Raw genomic sequence first — 22,852 nt, forward strand, 5'->3', positions numbered from 1 at the left:
GATTCTACGGGGCCGAACTGACACTCCTGGGGCGCGCCGACCGACCCTCGGCCGGGGTCCGGGGGTTGTCCCCCGGGAATTGGGGCACGGGGGCGGTCGGACAGTCCCGTTCGGCTAGGAGACGAGGCTGTCCAGCGGAATGTGCGGGTCCGCCAGCGCCTCCGTGTTCACCCGAGCCTTCGAGCGGATCAGCCGCTGAATCGGCTCTGTGACGTCCCATACGTTCACATTCATCCCGGCGAGCACCCTGCGGTCCTTCACCCAGAACGCGATGAACTCCCGCTTTCCGGCGTCGCCCCGGATCACCACCGCGTCGTACGACCCCGGGGGCGCCCAGCCGGAGTACTCCATCCCGAGGTCGTACTGGTCGGTGAAGAAGTAGGGCAGGCGGTCGTATGTCACCTCCTGCCCGAGCATCGCGCGCGCGGCCGCCGGGCCGCCGTTCAGTGCGTTGGCCCAGTGCTCCACGCGCAGCCGCGTGCCGAACAGGGCGTGCGGGAAGGAGACGATGTCACCGGCCGCGTAGATGGCGGGGTCGGAGGTGCGCAACCGTTCGTCGACGACGATGCCGCCGCCGAGTGCGCGGTCGGCGATCTCCAGGCCCGCCGCCTCGGCCAGGCTGGTGCGGGGGGCCGCCCCGATGGCCGCCAGGACCGCATGGGCGGGGTGTTCCTCCCCGTCGTCGGTGCGGGCGGCGAGCACCATGCCGTCCTGGCCGGTGATCTCGGTGAGCCTCGCGCCGAAGTGGAAGCGGACACCGTGCTCCTTGTGCAGGTCGGTGAAGAGCTGGCCGAGCTCGGGGCCGAGGACCGAGTGCAGCGGGGTCTGTCCCCGGTGGACCACGGTGACCTCCGCGCCGTACTCCCGGGCGGCCGCCGCGACCTCCAGTCCGATCCAGCCGGCGCCCGCGATCACGAGGTGGCCGTTGTCCCGGCCGAGTGCGGTGAGGACACCCTTGAGGCGTTCGGCGTGGGCGAGGCGGCGCAGATGGTGGACGCCCGCCAGGTCCGTGCCCGGGATGTCCAGGCGGCGCGGCTCGGCGCCGGTCGCGAGGAGCAGCTTGTCGTAGTGGACGAGCGTGCCGTCCTCACCGAAGCGGACCGTCTTCGCCGTACGGTCGACGGCGTCGACGGTCTGGCCGAGGTGCAGCTCGATGTCGTTGCGGGCGTACCACGCGGGCTCGTGGACGAAGACGCTGTCGCGTTCCTCCTTGCCGAGCAGATAGCCCTTGGAGAGGGGAGGCCGCTCGTACGGGTGGTCACGTTCGTCGCAGATCAGTATCACGCGGCCGGTGAAGCCCTCCGCTCGGAGCGTCTCGGCCGCCTTCGCGCCGGCGAGGCCGCCTCCGACGATGACGAATGTCTGGTCCGCGTCGACCACTTGATGCCTCCTCTTAAGGGTGCCGCCACATGCGAGCGTCCCGCACGGAGTGTGATGGGGGAAGAGGGAGTGGCCCGATCAGGCCACGGAGGGTCACGTAGGTGTCACATGCGCCCCGTCAGTCTCGCGTGCAGCGAGCGCGCCGACGCGTCGGTGAGGGAGGCGATCTGGTCGACGATCACCCGCTTGCGGGCGCGGTCGTCCGCCGCCTGGTCGAACAGGGCGCGGAACTGGGGGTCCAGGCCCTTTGGGGCACGCGCGGTGAGCGCCTCCGCCAATTCGGCCACCACGATCCGCTGGTCGGCGCGGAGCCGCTCCTGTTCCGCGCGCTGCATGACATACCGGTCGGCGACCGCCTTGAGGACCGCGCACTCCATCCGGGTGTCGTTCGGTACGACGAGTTCGGCGCCGTACCGGGTGAGGCGGCCTCCGCCGTACGCCTCGCGCGTGGCCCCCTCGGCGGCGAGGCAGAAGCGGCCGATGAGCTGGCTGGTGGCGTCCTTGAGGCGGGCCTGGGCGACGGCCGAGCCGTCGTAGCCGTGCGGCCACCACTCCTGGGCCTGGAGACGGTCGAGGGCCTCGGCGAGTTCGGCGGGGTCGGTGTCCGCGGGCACGTACCGGCCGACGGCGACCGCGAAGACCGACTGGCGTTCGGGCTCCCGGCGCAGGCGGTCGGGGTCGATGTGGCCGGCGTGCAGGCCGTCCTCGACGTCGTGCACCGAGTAGGCCACGTCGTCGGACCAGTCCATGACCTGGGCCTCGAAGGTGGTGCGGGTGCCGGGGGCCTCCGCCCGGACCCAGTCGAAGACGGGACGGTCGTCGTCGTAGACACCGAACTTCGGGGACTTGGGGTCGGTGGGGTGGGCGCCGCGGGGCCACGGGTACTTGGTGGCGGCGTCGAGGGCGGCGCGGGTGAGGTTGAGGCCGACGGAGCCGTCGCCGGTGAAGCGCTTCGGTTCGATCCTCGTCAGAAGGCGCAAGGACTGGGCGTTGCCCTCGAAGCCGCCGCAGTTCTCGGCGAACTCGTTGAGCGCCTGTTCGCCGTTGTGACCGAAGGGCGGGTGGCCGAGGTCGTGGGAGAGGCAGGCGGCTTCCACGAGGTCCGGGTCGCAGCCGAGGGCCGCGCCGAGTTCGCGGCCGACCTGCGCGCACTCCAGGGAATGGGTGAGGCGGGTGCGGGGGCTGGCGTCCCAGGCGGTGGCGCTGCGCTCGCCGGGGGTGACGACCTGGGTCTTGCCGGCGAGCCTTCTGAGCGCGGCGGAGTGCAGGATGCGGGCGCGGTCGCGTTGGAAGGCGGTGCGGCCGGGGCGTTTGTCCGGCTCTGCGGCCCAGCGGGCGACTGACGTCGGGTCGTAGCCGGGGGGTGGGACGTGGTTCTCGTGCGGGTGTTGTGCGGTGCGGTTGCCTTCCATGTGTCGACAGTACGGGTCGGTAGTGACAATTGGGGTGTTGCGGGGCGCCCAGGCGTCTGCCGGGTGTTGTTGTGGTGCGTGTGCGGGTGCGTGGGGGCTTGTCGCGCCCACGAGGCGGAGCCGCACTTTGTCACAGCCCCGTGCCCCCATGGGGCTGTTGCGGTCAGCCCCCGTCTCAGGCCGAGGCCAGTGCGGGGGCCGTCACGGTGGACGGCGTTGCCAGGGCCTGGTCGTAGCGGTGCAGGATCAGGCGGGCCATCGCGGGGTGGGTCCCCAGGGGGGCCGAGGCCAACCAGGGGGCCGCCTGGGCGCATTCCGTGGCGAACCGGCCGGGGGCCGTGAAGCAGGACGCCACGGCGATGCGGTGGCGGCCGCGGGCGGCGAGGGCGCGCAGGGCGGTGGGGACCGTGGGCTCGGCGGTGGTGGCGTAGGCGGGGACCACCGGGACGCCGAGGCGTTCGGCGAGGAGCCGGGCCGTGCGGCCGGTGTCGACGGCGGAGTCGGGGTCGCGGGAGCCCGCGGCGGCGAGCACGACTCCGCTCGCGCGGCGGGTGGCCTCGTCCATACGGGTTCGCCAGCCGGCCTCGACCAGACGGGCGTGGAGCGTCTCCACGAGGAGCGGGTGCGGGCCCAGCGGGGCGGCCATGCGCGTGCGTACCGGTGCGGCGGCTGCCATCTCGGGGATGTCCTGCTTGATGTGGTAGCCGCGGCTGAGCAGCAGGGGCACGAGGACCGCCTCCTCGCTGCGGAGGGCGGCGAGCGTGTCGGGCAGCAGGGGCTCGTTCAGCTCGATGTGACCGAGGTGCACGGGAAGGCCGGGGCGCAGCTCGCGGACGCGGTCGAGGAGCGTTCGGACCGTGCTCAGGGCGCGCGGGTCGCGGCTGCCGTGCGCCACGAGGACGAGCGCGGGCGGGGCAGGGCGCCGTCTGCCGTCGAGCGAGACGAGGCTGAGCTGGCTGGCGAGCTGGCTGCTGATCCGGTTCATGAGGTGCGCCGTACTGTCGAGGTGGGCTCCCTGGGGCGGGCCCCCGGTCGGGGTCACCCGGGGGAGGGTCGTGGACTCGTCGCGGGGATGGTTCGACGCCGTCATGTACCGATGGTGACGAAGGGACGTTGCCGCCCCGTTGCCTGGGAATGACAGGTGTTTTCCGGGGGTTCACGGTGGGGTGCCGGGGGTGTGTGAGGCCGGGTGACCTGGGGATACGCCCTCGCGAGTGAACCTGGTCACAGTGCGGGCGACGAACCGGAGTGCCTGACAGGACGTCTCTGACTGTCGAAGGGCCGACCGGGGAGGGACCGTCCGATGCGCCGTCCGTTGCGCCGTCCGAGGCTTCGCAGACCGCGCTTTCCGCGCACGCGTGCGGGGCAGCGGCGGCTGGTGCAGGTCGTGATGGCCGGGTGGGTGCTCGCGCTGCTTCCGGTGACCTGGATGTGGGTGACGACGGGCGACCGGCTGGGGACCGCCGAGGACGCGCCGCGTACCGATGTCGCCGTCGTCTTCGGCGCCGGGCTGTGGGCGGGCGAGCCGTCCCCGTATCTGGCGCACCGGCTGGATGCGGCGGCGAAGCTGTACCGCGAGGACCGGATCGAGGTCGTCCTCGTCACCGGTGACAACAGCAGGAAGGACTACGACGAGCCGGACGCGATGCGCACCTATCTGACGAAGCACGGGGTGCCGGACGCGCGGATCGTCAGCGACTACGCGGGCTTCGACACCTGGGACTCCTGTGTCCGCGCCAAGAAGATCTTCGGTGTCGACAGGGCGGTCCTGATCAGCCAGGGCTTCCACATCCGGCGGGCGGTCGCGCTGTGCCGGGCGGCGGGTGTCGAGTCGTACGGCGTCGGGGTCGACGCCAAGCACGACGTCACCTGGTACTACGGGGGCGCCCGGGAGATCGTCGCGGCGGGCAAGGCGGCCCTGGACGCGGTGTTCGAGCCCGACCCGCGGTTCCTCGGGCGGAAGGAACCAGGGGTGAGCAGGGCTCTTGCCGACGCCCGCTGAAGCGGGGGGCGCTCTGTCGAGGAACATGCCGCCTTTCGGGGAACGCGCCGCGCCTCACGCCGGCCGGACGGCCGCGGGGAGGTCGCCGTCCCGGCCGTGTAACAGGGCGCCGTCCCGCCCGTAACAAGGCGGAAGCACGCTGGGTGACATGCAGAACTCCGCGACGCCCACGCACTGCCCGTACTGCGCCCTGCAGTGCGGCATGAACCTGACGCCCGCACCGGACGGGACCGTCGAGGTGAGTGAGCGCGCGGATTTCCCGGTGAACCGGGGCGCGCTGTGCGGCAAGGGCCGTACGGCGCCGGCGGTGCTCTCGTCCCGGGTGCGGCTGACCTCCCCGTTGGTGCGCTCCGAGGGCACACTCGTGCCCGCCTCCTGGGACGAGGCACTGGACCGGATCGCCGAGGGGCTCTCCCGCACGCGCGCGGAGCACGGCCCGGACGCCTGCGGGGTGTTCGGCGGGGGCGGTCTGACCAACGAGAAGGCGTACACGCTCGGCAAGTTCGCGCGGGTGGTGCTCGGCACCTCGCAGATCGACTACAACGGCCGCTTCTGCATGTCGTCGGCGGCGGCCGCGGGCATGAAGGCGTTCGGCCTCGACCGCGGGCTGCCGTTCCCGCTGGAGGACATCCCGAAGACGGGGTGTGTGATCCTCGTCGGCTCCAATCTCGCCGAGACCATGCCACCGTCGCTCCGGTTCTTCAGCGAGCTGCGCGAGAACGGCGGCACGCTGATCGTCGTGGACCCGCGCCGCACGAAGACCGCCGACCAGGCCGATCTGCACCTCGCGCCCCGGCCGGGGACGGACCTGGCGCTGGCGCTGGGCCTGCTGCACCTGGTCGTGGCCGAGGGGCGGGTGGACGAGGCATATGTCCAGGAGCGCACCGCCGGCTGGGAGGACGCCCGGGCGGCGGCGATGGCGCACTGGCCGGAGCACGTGGAACGGATCACGGGGGTGTCCGTTCCCCAACTGCGGGAGGCCGTACGGCTGTTCTGCGAGCCGGAGGCCGCGATGGTGCTCACCGCACGCGGACCCGAGCAGCAGTCCAAGGGTACGGACACGGTGGGCGCGTGGATCAACCTGTGCCTGGCGACGGGCCGGGCGGGGCGTCCCCTGTCCGGGTACGGCTGTCTGACCGGGCAGGGCAACGGGCAGGGCGGGCGGGAGCACGGCCAGAAGGCCGACCAGCTGCCCGGCTACCGCAAGCTCACCGACCCGGCGGCACGCCGGCATGTGGCCGAGGTGTGGGGCGTGGACCCGGACAGCCTTCCCGGGCCGGGACGCAGCGCGTACGAGCTGCTCGACGCGCTGGGCACGGACATCCGTTCCCTGCTGCTGATGGGCTCCAACCCGGTGGTGTCGGCGCCGCGCGCCGCGCACATCGAGGAACGGCTGCGGTCGCTGGACTTCCTGGCCGTCGCCGATGTGGTGCTCTCGGAGACGGCGGCGCTCGCGGACGTCGTCCTGCCGGTCACCCAGTGGGCCGAGGAGACCGGGACGACGACCAACCTGGAGGGCCGGGTGCTGTTGCGCAAGCGCGCGATCACCCCGCCGGCCGGGGTGCGCAGCGACCTGGAGGTGCTGAACGGGCTGGCCGGCCGCCTCGGCGTGGAGAAGGGCTTCCCGACGGACCCCGAGGAGGTCTTCGAGGAGCTGCGCCGGGCGAGCGCGGGCGGGCCCGCGGACTACTCCGGGATCACCTACCCCAGGCTGGCCGAGGAGAACGGGGTGTTCTGGCCGTGTCCGGAGGCTCCGGAGGACGGCGAGGACGCGTCACTGGACGCGCCCGCGGACGACCCGGTGCGGGACGCCGCCGGCGCCGCCCACCCCGGCACGCCCCGGCTCTTCCTCGACCGGTTCGCCACCGAGGACGGGCGGGCCCGGTTCGTGGCCGTGTCGCACCGGGCGGCCGCCGAGGAGCCGGACGACGAGTACCCCGTACTGCTGACGACCGGGCGGGTCGTGGCGCAGTACCAGTCCGGCGCCCAGACCCGGCGCGTGGACGAGCTGAACGCCGCCGCGCCGGGCCCGTTCGTGGAGCTGCATCCGCGGCTGGCGGAGCGGCTCGGGGCGGCCGAGGGCGATCCGGTGGCGGTCGTCTCCCGCCGGGGCCGGGCCGTGGCACCGGCCCGGATCACCAGCGGCATCCGCCCGGACACCGTCTTCATGCCCTTCCACTGGCCGGGCGAGGGCCGCGCCAACACCCTCACCAACCCGGCGCTCGACCCGACCTCCCGGATGCCGGAGTTCAAGGCGTGCGCGGTGCGCGTGGAGGCAGTCCAGGAGTGATCGTCCAGAAGGACGTCGGGACGGCACATACGTTCACCGGCCGGTCGCCCGGGGTGAGCCGGGCGGCCGACAGCGCGCCCGCCAGTCCCCGCTCTCGATGAGCCTGCCGTGCACGCGCAGCCGCGCGGCGACGGCGGGGGCGGCCAGATACACCCAGGCCCGCAGGACCGTGCCGTCCGTGCGGGTCACTTCCCGTTCCACCCGCTCGTAGAGGTTGCCGGGGTCGCCCGAAGCGTAGTCCTCCAAGTGGTCGAGGTCGCGCAGGAGTTCGCCGTACCTCTCGGGCCGCGCGCTCACCACCTCCCCGGTCACCACGCCGGCCGGCTCCGGCACGGCGTAGGGATATCCCGGGCCGTCGTACAGCACCGCGCCGTCGAGGCGTGCCGGTTCCTCGGAGCGGGTGCGGCCGCGCAGGAACGCGTCGTGGTTGTGCTCGCCGGGGCGGAGGGTGCCGTAGACGAAGAACGGGAGTCTCACAGAAACGATTCTCTCCCCTCACACACCGGCACATCCGCACCATGGACACGACTTGTCATGCCCTCTTAAATCTCAGTCAGTCAGCGCCGCCCCCACGCGCCCCAAGGCGCCTTCCCTAGGAGACCGATGAGCCGGACACGGTACATCAGAGGTTCCCGACGCGCAGCGGCCTCGGCGGCCGCCACCACCGCCGCCCTGCTGGCCGCCGCGCTCTCCCCGCCCGCCGAAGCCGCGGACAGACCCACCCGGAGCAACGCGATCGAGAACGCCGCGGCAGCGCTCATGGACCACGCCGCGAGCCTGGGTCTCGGCTCCGCTCAGGACACGACCGTACGCGACGTCGTCGTCGACGAGGACGGCACCCAGCACGTCCGCTACGACCGCACCTACCGCGAACTCCCCGTGCTGGGCGGCGACTTCGTGGTCCATCTGGCCGCCGACGGCTCGTACCGCAGCGCCTCGCGCGCGACGAAGCGGTCCATATCCCTCAAGAGCGTGACCCCCGCGCTGTCCGCGCCCAGGGCCGCCGACCTCGCGGTGAACGCGCTGCGCGCCGCCAACCTCGGCGAGACCCTGAAGAAGGTGACGGCCAAGCCGCAGCTGGTCGTGGACGCCCTGCACGGCGCCCCGAAGCTGGCCTGGCGGACCGACGCGGTGGCCCAGGACTCGCTCGGCAACCCGGTCGCCCGTACGGTGCTGACCGACGCCCGCACCGGTGCGCAGATCGACGCCTGGGACAGCATCGAGACCGCGACCGGCGACGGGACGTCGCTCTACAGCGGGACGGTCGCGCTGGAGACCACGCTGTCGGGATCGACGTACCAGCTCAAGGACGCCACCCGCGGGAACACGTACACCGGTGACGCGGCGAACAAGACCGACCTGTGTTTCCTCGGCATCTGCTTGCGGCGCGCGCCGTCGACGGTGTTCACGGACGCCGACAACCACTGGGGCACGGGCACGGCGTCCGACCGCGCCTCGGCCGCGGTGGACGCGCAGTACGGCACCGACACAACCTGGGACTACTACAAGAACGTCCACGGGCGCAGCGGCATCGCGGGCGACGGCAAGGGCTCGTACAACCGGGTGCACTACGGCAGCAACTACAACAACGCCTTCTGGGACGACAGTTGCTTCTGCATGACGTACGGGGACGGCGACGGGACCACGTTCGGGCCGCTGGTGTCCCTGGACGTGGCCGGCCACGAGATGTCGCACGGCGTCACCTCGAAGACGGCGGCGCTGACGTACTCCGGCGAGCCCGGCGGTCTCAACGAGGCGACCTCGGACATCTTCGGGAGCCTGGTGGAGTGGTACGCGAACAACCCGTCGGACGCCGGTGACTACCTGATCGGCGAGAAGATCGTCCGCTCCGGCTTCGGCCGGGACGCCCTGCGCTCCATGGACAAGCCGAGCAAGGACGGCGACTCGGCGGACTGCTGGAGCAGTTCGGTCGGGAATCTCGACGTCCACTACTCGTCCGGCGTGGCGAACCACTTCGCGTACCTCCTGGCGGAGGGCAGCGGCGCAAAGACGGTGGGCGGGGTCAGTTACAACTCGCCGACCTGCAACGGCTCGACGGTCACCGGCATCGGACGGGACAAGCTCGGCGCGATCTGGTACCGGGCCCTGACGGTCTACATGACGTCGTCGACGAAGTACGCGGGCGCACGGACGGCGACCCTGAACGCGGCGAAGGACCTGTACGGCGCCGGCAGCGCGGAGCACGACGCGGTGGCGGCGGCGTGGAGCGCGGTCGATGTGAGCTGATCCCTGCGGGTGCGTGACACGGTCGCCCCGGGCTTGCGGCCCGGGGCGACCGTGGTTCTTCCGGGGCGGTCGGCCGACGATGCGGCGTACCGGTTGCCCCATGACACGGGCGATGGTCTCGGCATCGGCGGCTGCTTCGGCTGCACGCCGGGGCCGCGCGTGGCGCGGGTCACCCGTTCACCCGTGCACCCCGACCCGTTCGGGTTCTCTTCCCAAGTACTCCAGTAGCACCGCAGTGACCTGCCGAAATGCCCGCCCGGGCGGCTCCCGGCTCCCTTCGGGCGACACCCGTTCACCGCATTTCTGACGGCTCGTCAAGGAGCGGGGGCGACTCGGTGCCACTTACCTCGGAAGGGCAGGGACGCGACCGACGAGCCCGGAGGAGCACCGATGCGACGTACCGCCCGTCTGCCGGCCGGCATCGCGCTCGCCGTCGTCGCCGTGGGTCTCGCCGCCGCGCCGGCGTCCGCCCGTGGTAGCGGCAGCCTGGAGCTGATCCCCTCCTCCGTCGTACCGGGCGGACACGTCACGGCGAACACCACGGCGTGCGGCGACGGCGGCATCGCCGCGGGCGACGCCAGCGCGGTCGGCGCCGGCTCCTTCACGCTCGCGCCCAGCTCGCACAAGGGCGACGCGATCGGGCAGTTCCGGGTGCCCCCCAGTGCGCAGCCGGGGACGTACGAGATCATCGCGACCTGCGCCGAGGGCGGCCGGCGGGTGTCGGGGGATCTGGTGGTCACGCTGACGGCCGCCGGGGAGCAGGTGCGGCCCCGGGGCAGTGTGAAGACGGGGACCGGCGGCGCTCTTGGCCCCGATCCCGTGCAGACCGCGGCCGGTGTGGCGGCTCTGGCCGTCGCCGCCGCGGGCGGTACCTGGCTCCTGCATCGCCGGGCGAGAGGCGACGGGATCTGACGGACACCCTCCGCTGTCCGTCTGCCGGTACCGCATGTCCCCTCCCCCTTCGGGTCCGACGCCCCTCGCGGCCCGGAGGGGGAGCTGGGCTCACCCTGGAGGCTCCCGTGCGCACCTTCGACACCGTCCGCAGGTTCGGCAACGTCGTCATAGCGGCCGTGTCCGTGGTGGCCCTGTGCTGCGGCGCGTGGCTGCTGCGCAGCGGCATGGGGGTGCATGCGCCGCCGCAGCCGTCCGCTGCGCAGGCGGGTTCCGGGCGGGACGGGGGGCCGGCCGGGGCGGCCGCCGCGCCTGCGCTGCCGCCCTCGCCGCCCGACCGGATCCGTATACCGGCGATCCGCGTGTCCGCTCCGCTCAGGGGCCTCGGTCTCACCTCCGCGGGCAGCCTGGAGGTCCCGCCCGCGGGGCGGAAGAACCTGGCCGGCTGGTACGAGGCCGGCACGACACCCGGGGAGACGGGTACGGCGATCGTGGCCGGGCATGTCGACAACGCCGAGGGGCCCGCGGTCTTCTACGACCTGGGCGCCCTGAAGAAGGGCAGCGTCGTCGAGGTGGACCGGCGGGACGGGAGGGTCGCGGTGTTCACGGTGGACGCGGTGGAGGTGTACGAGGCGGAGGACTTCCCCGACGAGAAGGTGTACGGGGCGGCTCGGCGGCCGGAGCTGCGGGTGATCACGTGTGGTGGGGGGTATTCGCGGGCGACGGGGTACCGAGGGAACGTGGTGGTGTTCGCGCATCTGACGGGAAGCCGGTGAGCTGCGCTCGGCGGAGGGGGCCGGTGCGCGGGCGGGTCTGCTGCCGGGGAGCGGGTCGCGCGGCCCGACGCTGACGGGGGGGCCTTCTGGCCCGCCCTCCTCCTCCCCCCGCTCTCGGCTTCGCCCGAGCGGCGGGGACCCCGTCACCCCAGCGGCGCGCTCGCCCGCAGCCGGGCGGCCACGGTGCGCCTCACAGCGCTCCCCGCCGCGCCTTCCGAACCCTCACACCCGCCCCCGGCCACCGCTGAGGGCAGCGTTCCTCGTGGGAAACAGAGGTGATGCGGTCGGGTAACACCCACACCGCACGCTCCTGGCATGACCTCGAATACGCGTGTGGTGGTGATCGGCGCCGGCCTCGCGGGCGTACGTCTCGCCCGGCGGCTCGGTGAGCTCGGCACGCCCACGCTGGTGATCGGCGAGGAGGAGCACCGGCCGTACAACCGGGTGCTGCTCGCCGAGGTGCTGGCCGGACGCTACAGCCCCGACGTGATCGCCCTTCCGGCGCCCACGGAGCTGACCCGCGGCCGGGTCACCGGCATCGACCGCGAGGCGCGGGCCGTACACCTCGCGGACGGCACGGTGATCGCATACGACACCCTCGTCCTCGCCACCGGCTCCAACCCCGTGCTCCCCGCGCTGCGCGGCCTGTTCACGCCCGACCACGAACTGCCCGAGGGCGTGCACGCGTTCCGCACGATGGACGACTGCCTGGGCCTGTCCAAGGCGGTCAGGCCGGGCGTGCGGGCGGTCGTGATCGGCGGCGGGCTCCTCGGCGTGTCCGCGGCCCGCGCGCTCGCCGTGCGCGGCGCCCAGGTCGTCCTCGCCCAGCAGTCCGAGCGGCTGATGGAGCGCCAGCTCGACCCGAGCGCGTCGAAGCTCGTCAAGCGGCACCTCGTGGAGCTCGGCGTCGAGGTCCACACCGAGTGCCGGGTGCGCGACGTGCGCTGCGTCGGCGGCGCGGTCCGCTCCGTGGAGATGGCCGACGGGTACGCCCTCGACGCCGACCTCGTGGTCCTGGCCTGCGGCGTCCACCCCCGCGTCGGTCTCGCCAAGGAGGCGGGGCTCACGGTCCACAAGGGCGTCCTCGTGGACGACCAGCTCCGCACCTCCGACCCGCACATCCGCGCCCTGGGCGACTGTGCCCAGTACGACGGCACGGTCTACGGACTCGCCGCCCCCGCGCTCGAACAGGCCGACGTCCTGGCCGAGCTGCTGGCGGGCAGCACCGGGAACGCCGACGCCCGCTACACCGGCACCCGTTCCCTCACCCGGCTGACTCTCGCCGGGAACAGCGCCTTCGACCTCGCCGCGTTCGGTGAGACGGAGCCGCGCCCCGGCGACGACGTCGTGCAGCTCGCCGACGCCACCCGAGGCACCTACCGCAAGGTCGTCGTCCGCGACGACCGCCTGGTCGGCGGGGTCCTCGTCGGCGAACTCGGCACCGTCGGCGCCCTGGCGCGCGCCTGGGAGGGAGCAGAGCCGCTCCCCTCCGGCGGCGGTCCTCTGCTCCACCTGCTCACCAACGATGGAGGCTCCTGATGTCCACGCCCCCCACGATCGTGCTCGTCGGCCACGGCATGGTCGGCCAGCGCTTCCTCGAAGCGCTCGCCGAGCGCGGCCTGACCGCCACGCACCGCGTGGTCGTGCTGTGCGAGGAGCCGCGTCCGGCGTACGACCGCGTCCAACTCACCTCGTACTTCTCGGGAAAGACGCCCGAGGAGCTCTCCATGACCGACATGGAGTTCATCGCCGCGCACGGCATCGAGCTGTACGTCGGCGACCCCGCCGAGACCGTCGACCGTGAGGCGCGGACGGTCACGGCGAAGTCCGGCCAGGTCTTCGAGTACGACACCCTCGTCCTCGCCACCGGCTCCTACCCCTTCGTGCCGCCGGTCCCCAACAAGGACGCCGAGGGCTGCTTCGTCTACCGCACGATCGAGGACCTCCTCGCGATCGAGGAGTACGCGAGGACGAAGGCGACGACCGGCGCGGTGGTCGGCGGCGGTCTGCTCGGTCTGGAGGCCGCGGGTGCGCTGAAGGGCCTCGGACTCACCAGCCACATCGTGGAGTTCGCGCCGCGTCTGATGCCCGTCCAGGTCGACGAGGGCGGCGGCGCCGCGCTCCTGCGCACCATCGAGGACATGGGCCTGACCGTCCACACCGGCGTGGGCACGCAGGAGATCGTGACCGACGCCTCGGGCGCCGTCACCGGCATGAAGCTGTCCGACGGCTCCGAACTCGCCACCGACCTGGTCGTGTTCAGCGCCGGTGTCCGCCCCCGCGACCAGCTGGCCCGCGACTGCGGCCTCACGGTCGGCGAGCGCGGCGGCATCACCGTCGACGAGCAGTGCCGCACCGTGGCCGACCCGCATGTGTTCGCGATCGGCGAGTGCGCGCTGGCCTCCGACGGCCGGGTGTACGGCCTGGTGGCCCCCGGCTACGAGCAGGCCGAGACCGCGGCCGCGACGATCGCCGCGGACGAGACGGACCAGTTGTCGTTCACCGGCGCCGACCTGTCCACCAAGCTGAAGCTGCTCGGCGTGGACGTGGCGTCCTTCGGCGACGCGCACGGCACCACCGACGACTGCCTCGACGTCGTCTACTCCGACTCGCGCTCGGGCCTGTACAAGAAGCTGGTCATCGGCCGTGACGGCACCCTGCTCGGCGGCATCCTGGTCGGCGACGCGGACGCGTACGGCACGCTGCGCGCCCTGACCGGTTCGGTCCCGCCCATCTCGCCGGAGTCCCTGGTGCTGCCCGCCGGCTCCGGCGGCGGCGCCCAGCTCGGCCCGTCGGCCCTGCCCGACGAGGCGGTCGTCTGCTCCTGCCACAACGTCACCAAGGGCTCGATCCGCGGCGCCGTCACCGACCACCAGTGCGCCACGGTGCCCGAGGTCAAGAAGTGCACCAAGGCCGGTACCGGCTGCGGCAGCTGCGTGAAGGTCCTCGGCCAGCTCGTCACGGCCGAGCTGGAGGCGAGCGGCGTCGTGGTCGACAAGGGCCTGTGCGGCTGCTTCTCGCAGACCCGCGAGGAGCTGTACGAGATCGTCCTCGCCCTGCGCATCAACACCTTCCAGGACCTCCTGGACCGCTACGGCCGCGAGGACGCCCGGGGCGGCGACGGCTGCGAGATCTGCAAGCCGGCGGTCGGCTCGATCATCGCCTCCCTCGCCCCGACGATCGGCGCGAGCGTCTACGTCCTGGACGGCGAGCAGGCGGCCCTCCAGGACAGCAACGACCACTTCCTCGCCAACCTCCAGAAGAACGGCTCGTACTCGGTCGTGCCGCGCATCCCCGGCGGTGAGATCACCCCCGAGGGCCTGATCGTGATCGGCGAGATCGCCCGTGACTTCGGCCTCTACACGAAGATCACCGGCGGGCAGCGGATCGACCTGTTCGGCGCCCGGGTGGAGCAGCTCCCGCTGATCTGGGCCCGGCTGGTCGACGCCGGCTTCGAGTCGGGCCACGCGTACGGCAAGGCGCTGCGCACGGTGAAGTCCTGCGTCGGCCAGACCTGGTGCCGCTACGGCGTCCAGGACTCCGTCCGCATGGCGATCGACCTGGAGCTGCGCTACCGGGGCCTCAGGTCCCCGCACAAGCTGAAGTCGGCGGTGTCGGGCTGCGCCCGCGAGTGCGCCGAGGCCCAGTCGAAGGACTTCGGCGTCATCGCCACCTCCAACGGCTGGAACCTGTACGTCGGCGGCAACGGCGGCGCCACCCCGCGCCACGCGGACCTGCTGGCCCAGGACCTGTCCGACGCCGAACTCGTCCGTCTGATCGACCGGTTCCTGATGTTCTACATCCGCACCGCCGACCGTCTGGAGCGCACCTCGACCTGGCTGGAGCGCATCCCGGGCGGCCTGGACCACGTACGGGACGTGGTGGTGGAGGACTCGCTGGGCATCTGCGAGGAGCTGGAGTCGCTGATGGCGGCCCATGTGTCCACCTACCGCGACGAGTGGGCGGAGACCATCAACAACCCGGAGAAGCTGGCCCGGTTCGTCTCCTTCGTGAACGCGCCCGACACCCCCGACCCGGTCGTCGGCTTCGTCCCCGAGCGCGACCAGATCAAGCCCGACCTCCCGCTGCTGAGCATCGGCATGCGGCCCCTGGAAAACGCGGAAGACGTCCTGGAAGGAAGCGCCCAGCGATGACCCTGGCACCCGAGACGACCGACCTGAAGATTCAACTCCGGCTGGACGACGGCAAGGGCGCCGAGGACGCCTGGTTCACGGTCTGCGACCTGAGCCATCTTCTGCCGGGCCGCGGCGTGGCGGCGCTGCTGCCGGACGGACGCCAGGTCGCCCTGTTCCGCGACCGGGGCGGCCGGCTGTACGCCGTCGACAACCGCGACCCGTTCGGCGGCGCGGCGGTGCTCTCCCGCGGCCTGATCGGCACCCACCAGGGCCGTCCGTTCGTCGCCTCGCCCCTGCTCAAGCAGCGCTTCGACCTGCTGTCCGGGCAGTGCCTGGACGACGAGACGGTGCGCATCGCGACGTACGAGGTCCGGGCCGCGTAGCGACGTACGGGCGTATGGTCCCGTGACAGGCCGCCGGCGTCCGCGCCGGCGGTCACGCCTTCAACGCGTCGTACGGCACGCCCGTCAGCTCCTCGGAGGCGGTCCACAGCCGTTGCCCCGCCCTGTCGTCGAGCGTCCAGGGCGCCCGCCAGGACGGGGCCGGCGCCCCGCGCCACATCGCGAAGGACGGGCCGGTGAAGGAGTCGGGGCGTACGCCGGGCGAGCGGTCGCCGCGAAGAGGGTGGGCAGCGCGCCGGCCTCGGCGGACTGGGCGAAGAGCCGGTTGCCGATCCCCATGATCCGCTCGGTGACCCTGCGGCCCGCCATCCGCGGCCCGGCAAACTGCAGGTTCGTGGCGGCGTACCCGGGGTGCGCCGCGGCCGCGACCACGTCGGAGCCGTGTGCCGCCAGCCTGCGCGCCAGCTCGTGGGTGAAGAGCAGGTTGGCGGTCTTGGAGCGGGCGTAGGCGGTCCAACGCCGGTAGCGACGCCTGCCGTTGAGGTCGGCGAGATCGATGGTGGCCATCGCGTGCATCGGGCTGGACACGGTCACCACCCGGGCGCCGGGCGTGGCGAGCAGCCGGGGCAGCAGCAGCCCGGTGAGCGCGAAGTGCCCGAGGTGGTTGACGCCGAACTGCGTCACGAACCCGTCCGCGGTCGTCCCGTACGGCAGCGCCATCACCCCGGCGTTGCCGACCAGCAGGTCGAGCCGCTCGTACGGGAACCGGTCGGCGAACTCCCGCACCGACCGCAGGTCCGCCAGGTCCAGCCGGCCGAGCTCCGTCTGCGCGCCCGGCGCCTCGGTGGTGATCCGCTCGACGGCCCGGGTGCCGCGCGCCTCGCTCCGGCAGGCGAGCACCACCCGGGCGCCCCCGCGCGCCAGCTCCCGCGCCGTGACGTACCCGATGCCGCTGTTGGCGCCGGTGACGACGGCGACACGCCCACGCTGATCCGGGATGTCCTTCGCGCTCCAGCCGGACATGGCCGGCCTCCCTCCGCGGACGGCGTGGGCTTGCGTGGGCTTGCGTGGGCTCAGCCTACGAGGGGCGGGCGCTCCGCGTAGTCGCCGGGCAGGGGCCGGGTGTCCAGGTAGAACCACTCGGCTCCGGGCCCCGGGACGGACATCTCCGCGGTGGCCGTGACGTCCGTCTTGGCCGTAGCCTCCGGGACCGCCTCATGCTTCGCCGGACCCGGCATCAGCAGCTCCACGCGCAGACCGTTCCCCCGCTGCTGGGCGGTGAACTCCTCGATCTGGTTGCGGCAGGCGTGGTCCAGATGCGTCACGCCGGTCAGGTCCAGTCGGATCCGCGGCTTGCCCGACGCGGCGGCGGTCTCCAGCGCCTCGATCACCTTCGGCAGCCGCAGGAAGGTGGCGTTTCCGGCCATGACGACCTTGGCGGTGTCCTCCTCGAGGTGCTGCTTTATCACCGTCTGCGACATGCGCAGCGCGGCCAGCACGATCCCGGCGGCGAGTCCGACCAGCACGCCTTCCAGCAGCGCGGTGGCCACGATGACGAGGGTGGTCAGGGTCATCACCACGAACTCACCGCGGTCCTGGCGCCACATCTTCGGGAACTCCGCGGGCGCGAACAGCTTCCAGCCGCTGTGCACCAGGACACCGGCCAGCACGGAGATCGGGATCAGCGCGAGGACCTGCGGCAGGAGCATCGCGAACGCGAGCAGCCACAGGCCGTGCAGGGTCCGGGAGAGCCGGGTCTTCGCGCCTGCCTGCACGTTCGCCGAGCTGCGGGCGACCACGGCGGTGATCGGCAGGGCCCCGAGGATGCCGGCGATGGTGTTTCCGGCGCCCTGGGCGATCAGTTCAGTGTTGTAGCGGGTGCGCGGACCGCTGTGCATACGGTCCACGGCGGCGGCCGTGAACAGGCTCTCCGCGGAGGCGATGACGGTGAAGGTGATGACGGAGGTGATGATCGCCGCGTCGGCGAGACCCGCGAACTGCTCGGCGCCCGGCACCTGCACGGAGGCGAGGAGATCGCCGACCTGGAGGGTCTTCACATCCACGCCGGGCAGCGCGGCGACGCCGATCCCGACGGCGACGGCGACCAGTGCGGCCGGGATCTTCCCGGCCGGGCCCGGCACCTTCTTCCACACGAAGCTCAGCACGACCGTGGCCACGCCGAGGAGCGCGGCGATCATTGTCTGCCGGTCGATCAGGATGCGGGTGAACAGCCCGGGGATCCCGGCCATGTTCTCGATCGGGGTGCCGGGTGCCTTGGCGTCGGCGGCCGGATAGGCCTGGCTGAACATCAGCGGCAGCCCGATGCCGGCCAGCATGCCCTGGACGACGGCGAGGGAGATCGCCTGGAACATCCGTCCGAGCCGTACGACGCCGAGGACGATCTGGAGGATCCCGGAGAACAGGACGATCACGCCGAGAACGGCGACGCCATGCTCGGCGACGGTCTCCGCGACAAGCGCGGCCAGTCCCGCGGCGGGCCCGCTGACCTGGAGAGTGCTGCCCCGGATCGCGCCCACGACCAGCCCGCCGATCACCCCGGAGATGATCCCGAGCTCGGCGGGCACGCCGGAGGCGACGGCGACACCGATGCACAGGGGCAGGGCGACGAGGAAGACGACGAAGGAGGCGGCGATCTCGGTGCCCAGGTCGGCCTTCCCGCCCGCGGTCCCGCTTGCCTTGGTGCCTGCCTTCGCCTTGGTGCCTGCCTTCGTCTTCGCGCCCGCGGTCCTGGCGGCCCCTGACCGGCCGCGCGCATGTGCCCCGCTCATCCGGCGTGCACCCGGAAGGCGCCGTCGGCGTCGAGCTCGTACACCCGGCCCGTGTGGACCTCGTAGTACCAGCCGTGCAGCCGCAGCAGGCCGTCGTCCAGCCGCTGCCGCACCATCGGGTAACTCCGCAGCCCGGCGAGCTGGTTGACGACATTGCGCTGAACCACGTCGACCAGCGACCGGTCGTCGGACGCGCCGGTGAGCACCGGGGCCAGCTCCGGGCGGGCGAGCCGGAGCCAGGCGTCCACGCCGGGCAGCGCGGTCAGGTCGTCGCCGGACTTCAGCGCATCCATGGCGCCGCAGTGTGAGTGACCGCACACGACGACATCCTGAACTCCGAGCACCCCGAGTGCGTATTCGACGGTGGCGGCCTCACCGCCGGCGCCGAGCTGCCCGTACGGCGGCACGATATTGCCTGCGTTCCGCAGCTCGAATATCTCTCCGGGCCGGGCGTCCATGATGAGGGCGGGTATCACCCGCGAGTCGGAACACGTAATGAAGAGCACGTCGGGATTTTGCCCCTCGGCGAGTTTCCGGTATTCGCCGCTCTCGATATCCACGCGACGCTCGAACGAGCGGGCACGGTCCAGCAACGCCTTCAACGAAGCCTCCTCGAATGGGAGTTGGGCCAGTGGCAGCCACCGTAGAGCGGGGAAGACCAGGCGAAGGTTAAGCGAACACCAGCGCGCGGCCAGCGTGTGGACATTCTTTGTCCCCAACCATTCTCGGCCACTCCCGTGCAATCGCTTTCTGAGCGGCTGGTCACACTGGGCCGCATTTACGCGACGCACGGTTTACACTCCTTGTAGCTTGTCAACTGCACGGCATGGCATTCCAGTTGTCGCATTGCCATATGCCGTGTTGTCCGGATTCGCGGAGAGACAGGACCTATGAGCCTTCGAGTGCTGCTCATCGAGGACGACGAGACGATCGCCGAACCGCTCGCCGAGGGGCTGGGGCACTTCGGGCTGACGGTGGATCACGTGACCACGGGAGCCGAGGGGCTGAGAGCTCCGTACGGCGACGCCGTCCTGCTGGACCTCGGGCTGCCCGACATGGACGGCATCGACGTCTGCCGGGGCATCCGGCAGACGTCCGACGTCCCCATCGTGATCCTCAGCGCGCGCGGTGAGGAGGCCGACCGGGTGCTGGGGCTGGAGCTCGGCGCGGACGACTATCTGGCGAAACCATTCAGCGTACGGGAGCTGGTGGCCCGGGTGCGGGCGGTGACCCGGCGGACCCAGCTCACCCACGCTTCCGCGGAGGCGACGGTGACGGCCGCGTACGAGGCACCGGCGCTGTCGTACGAACCCGTGCCCGCGCTGTCGTACGAACCCGCGCAGGGGCCGTCGTACGACGGCGGACCGGCGCCCGAACCGGGACCGCTCGTCGTCGACCGCCGCACCCGGCAGGTGTGGGTCGGTGAGGTCCCCGTCGCCCTCACCCCCAAGGAGTTCGAACTGCTCGCGCTGCTCAGCGAGGACCCGGGCGCGGTCTGCTCCCGGCAGCAGATCCTCGACCGGGTGTGGGACCCGCACTACGAGGGCCCGACCAAGACCCTCGACGTCCATGTGGCCGCGCTGCGGCGCAAGCTGGGCCATCCGGCGTGGATCCAGACCCTGCGCGGGGTCGGTTTCCGGCTTGCGGTGCACACCGGGCCCGACGACCGGCCATGACCCGTCGGCTGCTGCTCAGCTATCTCTCCCTCGCCGCCCTGGTGCTGCTCGGGCTGGAGATCCCGCTGGGCTTCGTCTACTCGCGCGGCGAACGGGAGCGGGTGGTCAACTCGGCGAAGGACGAGGCCGAGTCGGTCTCGGCATACACCGCGCTGTCCCTGGCCGCGGGCCGGGCCGAGCTGGACCTGCCCGGGCGGGTGGCCCACTGCGCCGAACGCATCGGCGGGAAGGTGGTGGTCGTCGACGCCACCGGCGCACCGCTCGCCACCTCGCACCCGCTGTCCGCCGAAGCCACCCGCGCACTGGCCGGCCGTCCCGGGATCGTGGCCGCGCTCCGGGGCACCTCCACGGTGGACGTCCGCACCTCCACCATCGGCGGGGTCGAGTATCTGTCGGTCGCCGCGCCCGTCCTGCGGGGCGGTGAGGCCCAGGGTGCCGTCTGGCTCACCGTCCCCACGCGGACGGTGCACGAACGCGTCCACCGGGTGTGGCTGCTGCTCGGCGCCGGCGGGCTCGGGGTCCTCAAGGCGATCGCCCTGGTCGGCTTCGGCATCGCCCGCTGGACCGGCCGCCCCATCCGCGAACTGGAGCGCGCCACCCATGAGCTCGCGGAGGGCGGACGCGCCGATCCGGTGACGGTCACGGTGACCAAGGGGCCGCCCGAAGTACGCAGCCTGGCCGCCGCGTTCAACCGTACGTCGGCCCGCCTCGCCCAACTCCTCGACTCCCAGCACGCCTTCGCGGGCGAGGCCTCGCACCAGCTCAAGACGCCCCTCGCGGCACTGCGGCTGCGGCTGGAGAACCTGGAGCCCAATGTCAGCGACCCCGGCCGGGCCAGCCTCACCGCCGCCGTGACCGAGACGGACCGGCTCTCCCGCATGGTCGAGGGACTGCTGGCGATGGCCAGACTGGAGGAGAACGCGGCCACACCGGGTCCGGTCGACGTCGGCGAGGTCTGCGCGGAACGGCACCGCACCTGGTCGCCGCTGTTCCGGCAGCAGGGCGTCTCGCTCGTCCTGTTCGCCGGCAGCGTGGGTCCCGTGCTGGCGCTCCCAGGGGCCGTCGAACAGATCCTGGACAACCTGCTCTCCAACGCCCTGCGGGCATCACCGTCCGACAGCACGGTCACCATCGAGCTGCGGCTCCACGTCCCGGCCCGCCGCGCCCTGCGCGACGCCCGCCCCTGCTGGGTCGACCTCCATGTCACCGACGAGGGCCCCGGTATGACGGCGGACCAGCGCGCCCGCGCCTTCGATCGCTTCTGGCGGGCCCCCGGCGCCCCCAAGGGCGGCACGGGCCTCGGCCTCGCCCTCGTCCAGCGGCTCGCCCACGGGAGCGGCGGCGAGGCGAGCCTGCATGCGGCGGCCACGGGCGGCCTCGACGCGGTGATCCGGCTGCCGTCCGCGGAACCACCGACGGGCGGGCAGACGGTGGGCAAGCCGGGCGTGGGGGGGGGGGGGGCGGCGGGGGGGGCGGGGGGACGGGCCGGGTGGGGGTCAAGGGCCGCGGACCCCCCGCCGGGCGGGCAGAGGGTGGGCACGCCGGGCGTGCGCCGGCGCGACGCGCCGCCGCTACCGGCGTAAGGCGCAGGTCAGTCGTCATGTGCACCGTACGCCGACTTCACAATCAGGCCACGGCACGTCAACCCCGAGCCCCTAGGGTCCTGACCGTGCGACCCCGCCGCCGGCCGGTGGCGGGCACCGGTCACGACACACTCTTGGAGTGAGCGTGGAACGTCGTCACCTCCTGCGTGCGGCCGCCGTCGGCGGCGCCTCGGCAGTCTTCGGCGGAACACTGTGGCGAGGCGCCGCATACGCCGCACCCGCCCAGCCCGGACCCGGACCCTACGGAGCGCTCGGCTCCCCCGACGCCAACGGCATCAGACTCCCCAGCGGCTTCACCAGCCGGGTGATCGCCCGTTCCGGCCAGACGGTCGGCGGAACCTCGTACACCTGGCACAACGCCCCCGACGGCGGCGCGTGTTACGCCGACGGCACGGGCTGGATCTACGTCTCCAACTCGGAGATCAACCCCTCCGGGGGCGCGAGCGCGGTCAAGTTCTCCTCGACGGGCACGATCACCGGCGCGTACCGCATCCTGTCCGGCACCCGGCAGAACTGCGCGGGCGGCAGCACGCCGTGGAACACCTGGCTGTCCTGCGAGGAGGTGTCGCTCGGCTACGTCTACGAGACCGACCCGTGGGGCGTGAACACGGCGGTGCAGCGGCCGGCGATGGGCCGCTTCAAGCACGAGGCCGCCGCGGCCGACCCGGTGCGCCAGGTGATCTACCTGACCGAGGACGAGAGCAACGGCCGCTTCTACCGCTTCGTGCCGACGACCTGGGGCGACCTGTCCTCCGGGACCCTCCAGGTGCTGAAGGCCGGCAGCGGCACGTCCGGCTCCTTCACCTGGGGGACCGTGCCGGACCCGGACGGCTCCCCCACGTCCACCCGCACCCAGGTCTCCGGCTCGAAGTCCTTCAACGGCGGCGAGGGCTGCCACTACGCCGACGACACGGTCTGGTTCACCACGAAGGGCGACAACCGCGTCTGGCAGGTCAACCTCACCAACAGCACCTACGAACTCGCCTACGACGACTCCCTCGTCAACGGCACGGCCCCGCTCACCGGAGTCGACAACATCACCGGCGCGTCCTCCGGCGACCTGTTCGTCGCCGAGGACGGCGGCAACATGGAGATCTGCCTCATCACCCCCGACGACGTGGTCGCCGTCTTCCTGCGCATCGACGGCCAGTCGTCCTCGGAAATCACCGGCCCGGCCTTCTCCCCCGACGGCACCCGCCTGTACTTCTCCAGCCAGCGGGGGACCAGCGGAAGCTCGTCGGGCGGGATCACCTACGAGGTGACGGGGCCGTTCCGGGCGTAGCGACAACGACGGGGTTGCGTGCGACG

General features: G+C 72.3%; 17 protein-coding genes and 1 pseudogene. 11 read left to right on the forward strand and 7 right to left on the reverse strand.

Annotated elements, in window-relative coordinates; translation table 11 throughout:
* Positions 1–114 precede the first annotated feature (114 nt).
* The 3 genes from F7R91_RS15225 to F7R91_RS15235 form a co-directional block, all read right to left on the reverse strand.
* Positions 115–1,380 (reverse strand): NAD(P)/FAD-dependent oxidoreductase, encoded by a 1,266-nt coding sequence (locus F7R91_RS15225; protein WP_150948885.1) that lies wholly within the window; start codon positions 1,378–1,380, stop codon positions 115–117.
* A gap of 104 nt (positions 1,381–1,484) precedes the next feature.
* On the reverse strand, positions 1,485–2,792 hold the full coding sequence (locus F7R91_RS15230; RefSeq protein WP_150948888.1) for a deoxyguanosinetriphosphate triphosphohydrolase: 1,308 nt from the start codon (positions 2,790–2,792) through the stop codon (positions 1,485–1,487).
* A gap of 175 nt (positions 2,793–2,967) precedes the next feature.
* Entirely contained in the window at positions 2,968–3,882 is a 915-nt protein-coding gene (locus F7R91_RS15235; RefSeq protein ID WP_150948891.1) for a sirohydrochlorin chelatase, read from the reverse strand.
* A gap of 225 nt (positions 3,883–4,107) precedes the next feature.
* On the opposite strand from F7R91_RS15235, the gene F7R91_RS15240 reads away from it, so the two are divergent.
* Positions 4,108–4,794, forward strand: coding sequence for a SanA/YdcF family protein (locus F7R91_RS15240; protein ID WP_150949394.1), 687 nt, complete (start codon positions 4,108–4,110; stop codon positions 4,792–4,794).
* A gap of 148 nt (positions 4,795–4,942) precedes the next feature.
* The gene (locus tag F7R91_RS15245) at positions 4,943–7,084 is read left to right on the forward strand and encodes a molybdopterin oxidoreductase family protein (RefSeq protein ID WP_150948894.1); all 2,142 of its coding nucleotides are present in this window, start codon (positions 4,943–4,945) and stop codon (positions 7,082–7,084) included.
* Between the two features lie 33 nt (positions 7,085–7,117).
* Here the strand turns inward: F7R91_RS15245 and F7R91_RS15250 are convergent, their stop codons facing one another.
* Positions 7,118–7,561, reverse strand: a complete 444-nt coding sequence (locus F7R91_RS15250; protein ID WP_150948897.1) for a gamma-glutamylcyclotransferase family protein — start codon at positions 7,559–7,561, stop codon at positions 7,118–7,120.
* 126 nt (positions 7,562–7,687) lie between these two features.
* Here F7R91_RS15250 and F7R91_RS15255 point away from each other — a divergent pair, with 126 nt between their 5' ends.
* The 6 genes from F7R91_RS15255 (at position 7,688) to nirD (ending at position 15,517) form a co-directional block, all read left to right on the forward strand.
* Positions 7,688–9,331, forward strand: a complete 1,644-nt coding sequence (locus F7R91_RS15255; RefSeq protein WP_150948899.1) for a M4 family metallopeptidase — start codon at positions 7,688–7,690, stop codon at positions 9,329–9,331.
* Positions 9,332–9,721: 390 nt separating this feature from the next.
* Positions 9,722–10,243 (forward strand): hypothetical protein, encoded by a 522-nt coding sequence (locus F7R91_RS15260; protein WP_150948902.1) that lies wholly within the window; start codon positions 9,722–9,724, stop codon positions 10,241–10,243.
* A 107-nt stretch (positions 10,244–10,350) separates the two neighbouring features.
* Positions 10,351–10,998 carry a class F sortase gene (locus F7R91_RS15265; protein WP_150948903.1) on the forward strand — a complete coding sequence of 216 codons (648 nt, stop codon included), beginning with the start codon at positions 10,351–10,353 and terminating at the stop codon, positions 10,996–10,998.
* 315 nt (positions 10,999–11,313) lie between these two features.
* Positions 11,314–12,537, forward strand: coding sequence for an NAD(P)/FAD-dependent oxidoreductase (locus F7R91_RS15270; protein WP_150948907.1), 1,224 nt, complete (start codon positions 11,314–11,316; stop codon positions 12,535–12,537).
* Entirely contained in the window at positions 12,537–15,152 is a 2,616-nt protein-coding gene (gene nirB / locus F7R91_RS15275; protein WP_150948910.1) for a nitrite reductase large subunit NirB, read from the forward strand. Before F7R91_RS15270 ends, nirB begins: the two co-directional genes overlap by 1 nt.
* Positions 15,149–15,517, forward strand: a complete 369-nt coding sequence (gene nirD / locus F7R91_RS15280; protein ID WP_150948912.1) for a nitrite reductase small subunit NirD — start codon at positions 15,149–15,151, stop codon at positions 15,515–15,517. The genes nirB and nirD overlap by 4 nt, the downstream gene beginning before the upstream one ends.
* Before the next feature lie 52 nt (positions 15,518–15,569).
* On the opposite strand, the pseudogene F7R91_RS15285 reads toward nirD, so the two are convergent.
* The 3 genes and pseudogenes from F7R91_RS15285 to F7R91_RS15295 all read right to left on the reverse strand — a co-directional run bounded on the left by F7R91_RS15285 (position 15,570) and on the right by F7R91_RS15295 (position 18,866).
* A pseudogene (locus tag F7R91_RS15285) lies at positions 15,570–16,498 on the reverse strand (oxidoreductase).
* Positions 16,499–16,548: 50 nt separating this feature from the next.
* Positions 16,549–18,264 (reverse strand): SulP family inorganic anion transporter, encoded by a 1,716-nt coding sequence (locus tag F7R91_RS15290; protein ID WP_150948914.1) that lies wholly within the window; start codon positions 18,262–18,264, stop codon positions 16,549–16,551.
* Positions 18,261–18,866 carry a carbonic anhydrase gene (locus tag F7R91_RS15295; RefSeq protein ID WP_150948916.1) on the reverse strand — a complete coding sequence of 202 codons (606 nt, stop codon included), beginning with the start codon at positions 18,864–18,866 and terminating at the stop codon, positions 18,261–18,263. The genes F7R91_RS15290 and F7R91_RS15295 overlap by 4 nt, the downstream gene beginning before the upstream one ends.
* Before the next feature lie 288 nt (positions 18,867–19,154).
* On the opposite strand from F7R91_RS15295, the gene F7R91_RS15300 reads away from it, so the two are divergent.
* The 3 genes from F7R91_RS15300 to F7R91_RS15310 all read left to right on the forward strand — a co-directional run bounded on the left by F7R91_RS15300 (position 19,155) and on the right by F7R91_RS15310 (position 22,826).
* Positions 19,155–19,940 (forward strand): response regulator transcription factor, encoded by a 786-nt coding sequence (locus tag F7R91_RS15300; RefSeq protein ID WP_150948919.1) that lies wholly within the window; start codon positions 19,155–19,157, stop codon positions 19,938–19,940.
* Positions 19,937–21,523: a sensor histidine kinase gene (locus F7R91_RS15305; RefSeq protein WP_150948921.1), complete on the forward strand. Its 1,587-nt coding sequence runs from the start codon at positions 19,937–19,939 to the stop codon at positions 21,521–21,523. Before F7R91_RS15300 ends, F7R91_RS15305 begins: the two co-directional genes overlap by 4 nt.
* 145 nt (positions 21,524–21,668) lie before the next feature.
* Positions 21,669–22,826 carry an alkaline phosphatase PhoX gene (locus tag F7R91_RS15310; RefSeq protein WP_150949397.1) on the forward strand — a complete coding sequence of 386 codons (1,158 nt, stop codon included), beginning with the start codon at positions 21,669–21,671 and terminating at the stop codon, positions 22,824–22,826.
* Positions 22,827–22,852: the final 26 nt, after the last annotated feature.

The sequence above is a fragment of the Streptomyces luteolifulvus genome (assembly GCF_008806595.1).
Lineage (GTDB): Bacteria > Actinomycetota > Actinomycetes > Streptomycetales > Streptomycetaceae > Streptomyces > Streptomyces luteolifulvus.